The organism is Pararhizobium sp. P1_E7 (assembly GCF_056405855.1).
Genome location: NZ_JBFUBH010000143.1, coordinates 1 through 4006 on the forward strand (window position 1 = coordinate 1; position 4006 = coordinate 4006).

The window sequence follows — 4006 nt, forward strand, 5'->3', positions numbered from 1 at the left end:
GGCCAGTTCCTGGCTCCCTGGGACATGAAGAACGTGCTCGCCAAATTCACCGAAAGCGGCAATCCGAATGTGCTTCTGTGCGAACGCGGCGCTTCGTTCGGCTACAACACGCTGGTTTCCGACATGCGCTCGCTGCCGATCATGGCCGGTCTCGGCGCGCCGGTGATCTTCGATGCGACCCATTCCGTGCAGCAGCCGGGCGGACAGGGCGGCTCCTCGGGCGGCCAGCGCGAATTCGTCGAGACGCTCGCGCGCGCAGCCGTTGCCGTCGGCGTTGCCGGCGTCTTCATCGAAACGCACGAGGACCCCGACAATTCGCCGTCGGACGGTCCGAACATGGTTCACCTGAAGGATATGCCGCGCCTGCTGGAAACCCTGCTGGCATTCGACGCAGTCGCGAAACGCTGAGTGCGGCTAAGTAGCTTCCTCGGAAATTTGCTCTCCCCGAAAACGACTGGTGCAATTGATCTCAAGGACCAGAACGAAAAAATCCCGTTGCAGTCGCGGCCCTTTTTGTTTCTGCTAGCGTCTAAAGAATTTCCATTGGTTCAATTCTAACTATCTGCGGATTGCTGTTTGTTCTGGGAGGCGCTCGGATCGCGCCGGCAGAGGAGACTGACGCTGATGGTAAGGCCAATAAATATGCGTCACGTCATCCTCCCTCTATTGGCTGTGCTTGCGTTCGTCCTATCGCAGGCGTTGTTTGCTCACGCCGAATGCGGCGATGCGCGCGCCGATTCGGTCAGGCAAATCACTGTTAGCGGTGATGCCAAACTCGACTCGTCGTGCATCTACCGACAAACGATTGCGATTACGCAATCTGACACGACGCTCGATTGCCGTGGAGCACTTATCGATCTGAACTATGCAAGTGGCAGCGGAATCATCGTTCGCCCTGCCCCACGCGACGTGGTCAAGAATATCACGATCAAGAACTGCAAGGTGAAGCGGCCATCGAAATCTGGTGTGGAGGTCTTTAGTGCGGGCCTCGGCCTCAAGGGCCAGAATGATGACTCACTAAGCGCGGATCAAATGCGCTCTTACTCACCTCGGAACGTCGTGATCGACAATGTTGCAGTCGATGGGGCCCGGAACGCCGGGATTTATATTCATCAAGGCACGGTAGGCGCGATCATTCGAAACTCATCGATTACAAATGCATTCAGTATTTGTGTGTACTTGGACGCTTTTTCGAAACACAGCACCGTCACGAACAACACGTTCATCGACTGCGGTTTTCGTGCGCCAAAATTCAATGTAGCCGAAACGCCAGGGAATGCCCGGGAAGGGCTCGCCATCGACGGATCGTCCGATAACATCATCACCAACAACACTTTCAAAGGCAATGCTGCGGGTGGAATCTTCGTCTACAAGAACTGCTCGGAGAACAATGCCCTTGGCGGAATGCGTACCGAGCCAGCGGCCAATAACATCATATCCAAAAACACATTCTCCGACATGCCGGTTGGCGTGTGGGTGGCTTCGCGACAGTCGAGAAATCTAAGTAAGTGGCGCTGCGCCGATACCTCCCCGTATCCAGGAGAGATGGGGAAAATATACTTTCTGGATTATGCACCAGGAACGAAGATCGTAGAAAACACCTTCTCTTCGATGTCAGAGGTCGGTGTCCGCATCGAGGACGACTTTACGACCGTGACCAACAACCGGTTCATCGCGTCGACGCAGGATACCGAGATCGGCGGCGCCATACGCGCTAAGGTTCTCCGTCGCCCTATCAAAGGCACCATTATTAGCGACAACAAGGATGGGTGATCCCAGCCGCGAGCGAAACTAACGAGAAACAGCCCTCACCGTTTCAAGCTTGGGCGTACATGCTCGTGCGGAAATGCACCGAACGATTCCTAATCCGATATTTCCATAGTGTCACATCCCTCGACTTCGATGGGATATGCTCGGCGTTAGGGCTGTTTGCCACCCAATCCTCCCGCGGATAAGCGGGAGGGTTTTCCCGTTCACCGCCCTTTGCGGATCATCTCCTCGCGCAACGCGGAAACGCCCCGTTTGGGCTCCTGCAGGCATTCTATCAAATCCTCCGTCGCCCGCCGCACCAGCAGGACCGACCGAGTCGCCGAGCGCAAGCAGCCGCTTCTGGATATCCAGAATGGTTTTCATGATGATGTCCTTATATTAGTCGTATATAAAATAACTACAGGCAGACAAAGGAGACGTGCGATGAAACTCGGCATTTTCGTTTGGGTAGTGCTTGTGCTTGCCTCTTGCACAGCAGTGGAGGTCAATGCCCCCCTCTCCGGCGGCGTAACCTATGGAGATTTCACGCTAAAAGAACACGGCAGATTATAAGGGCCGGTTGGAATCGGCCGTGAAATCCGCCAGGATCGTATCCATCGCCTGCAGCATGAAGCTGGCCGCCCAAACAGGTTGACGGAATTGGCCGGCGGCAACGAGGATAACCTGCCATTCTATCGCGTCACTGCGGTGATCTTGGTGACGCTATCGCCGAGGGCAACTAAGGCATTCGAAAGCGTCGTGACCTCACTCCAGCCAGTCTGGTCTGCATCGGTCGCGCCGATCCGGTGCGTACCGCGTTCATCGCCGAAATCATGGTCGAACCCGGCCGCAAGCCGCCGCGTCCGTTCCCGACGATCCCGGCCTGCGCGGCTTCCCTGGCGCGTGCCGCCTTGTGTTCGGCCGTGATCGCCTGAGAAAAATCAATTTTGCTCATCAGCAACCTCCGGCGTGTCCTGGGGCTTCGGATTGGTGTCAACCGGCAAGGCGACAGGACCGTCTCCCATCGTCACAATGGGTGACGGGAAGGAGACGTTCTGCGATGGATTGGGACGATGGGGAAGCAACAGGGTCGAGCCGCACGGCAGCTACCGAAGCCGTCATCCCACAGATCGACAAGGCCAACTGCGGAAAGAAAAGCGTAAAACTGCCTATTTGAGACGCTTCTCATCCACGGCTGAAAGCCCTGAGAAGCAAGTGGAGCGGGTAGCGGGAATCGAACCCGCACGATCAGCTTGGGAAGCTGACAAGCTACCACTACATCATACCCGCCTTGCGCCCGAGGTTTCCACCAAGCGCGGCTGCCTGTCAAGGCGGCAGCCGGTTTTCGGGCTGTGTATTTACGCCGAGCGGAAATGCTTGGAGAGTTTCAGGCCCTRTGCCTGGTAGTTGGAACCGAGGCCGAGGCCATAAAGACCTTCGGGGCGCTCCATCATGTGTTCGTAAACCAGGCGGCCGACGATCTGGCCGTGCTCGAGGATGAACGGCACCTCGTGGCTGCGGACTTCGAGTACGGCGCGGCTGCCTTTGCCACCGGCCGAAACATGGCCGAAGCCCGGATCGAAGAAGCCGGCGTAATGGACGCGGAATTCGCCGACCAGCGGATCGAACGGCGTCATTTCGGCGGCGTAGAGCGGCGGCACATGCACGGCTTCGCGCGAGACGAGGATGTAGAATTCGTCGGGATCGAGGATCAGCTCGTCGCCGCCGCGGCTGTAGAGCGGCTCCCAGAAATCGAAGATGCCATGCTCGGCCTTCTTGTCGACATCGACGACGGCGGTGTGGTGTTTGCCGCGATAGCCGATCAGGCCGTCAGCACCGGTGCCCTTGAGATCGATCGACAGCGCGATGCCGGCGCCCGAGACGTTCGGCGTTTCGCTGGCAACGAGGACGTCGCTTTCGTGCAGCGCCATGACTTCCGTTTCGGTCAGGAGCGCATGGCCGATGCGGAAGCGGATCTGCGACAGCCGCGAGCCACGCCGGACAATCACCGGGAAGGTGCGCGGGCTGATTTCCAGATAGAGCGGGCCGCAATAGCCGGCGGGGATCTTGTCGAATTCCTGCGCCCGGTCGGTGATGACGCGGGTGAAGATATCAAGCCGGCCTGTCGAGCTCTTCGGATTGGCCGAGGCCGACATTTCCGGCGAAAGATCAAGGCTTTCCATCAAGGGAACGATATAGACGCAGCCGGTTTCGAGCACAGCCCCTTCGGAGAGATCGATGACGTGCAGCTTCAACC

General features: G+C 57.8%; 4 protein-coding genes, 1 tRNA gene and 1 pseudogene. 3 read left to right on the forward strand and 3 right to left on the reverse strand.

The window, feature by feature from the left end; all coding sequences use genetic code 11:
- From AC1D17_RS27920 to AC1D17_RS27930, 3 genes and pseudogenes are all read left to right on the forward strand, one after another.
- A pseudogene (locus AC1D17_RS27920) lies at positions 1 to 408 on the forward strand (3-deoxy-8-phosphooctulonate synthase); the annotation flags it as partial.
- A gap of 234 nt (positions 409 to 642) precedes the next feature.
- The gene (locus AC1D17_RS27925; RefSeq protein ID WP_477568482.1) at positions 643 to 1773 is read left to right on the forward strand and encodes a right-handed parallel beta-helix repeat-containing protein; all 1131 of its coding nucleotides are present in this window, start codon (positions 643 to 645) and stop codon (positions 1771 to 1773) included.
- A 420-nt stretch (positions 1774 to 2193) separates the two neighbouring features.
- Positions 2194 to 2322, forward strand: a complete 129-nt coding sequence (locus tag AC1D17_RS27930; protein ID WP_477568483.1) for a hypothetical protein — start codon at positions 2194 to 2196, stop codon at positions 2320 to 2322.
- Between the two features lie 166 nt (positions 2323 to 2488).
- Here the strand turns inward: AC1D17_RS27930 and AC1D17_RS27935 are convergent, their stop codons facing one another.
- The 3 genes from AC1D17_RS27935 to AC1D17_RS27945 form a co-directional block, all read right to left on the reverse strand.
- A complete protein-coding gene (locus tag AC1D17_RS27935; protein ID WP_477568484.1) occupies positions 2489 to 2704 on the reverse strand; it encodes a hypothetical protein in 216 nt (71 codons plus the stop codon).
- A 261-nt stretch (positions 2705 to 2965) separates the two neighbouring features.
- Positions 2966 to 3039 (reverse strand) — tRNA-Gly (locus AC1D17_RS27940).
- A 68-nt stretch (positions 3040 to 3107) separates the two neighbouring features.
- Positions 3108 to 4006 (reverse strand): 2'-deoxycytidine 5'-triphosphate deaminase (locus AC1D17_RS27945; RefSeq protein WP_477568485.1); only part of this gene is annotated, 899 nt, incomplete at its 5' end.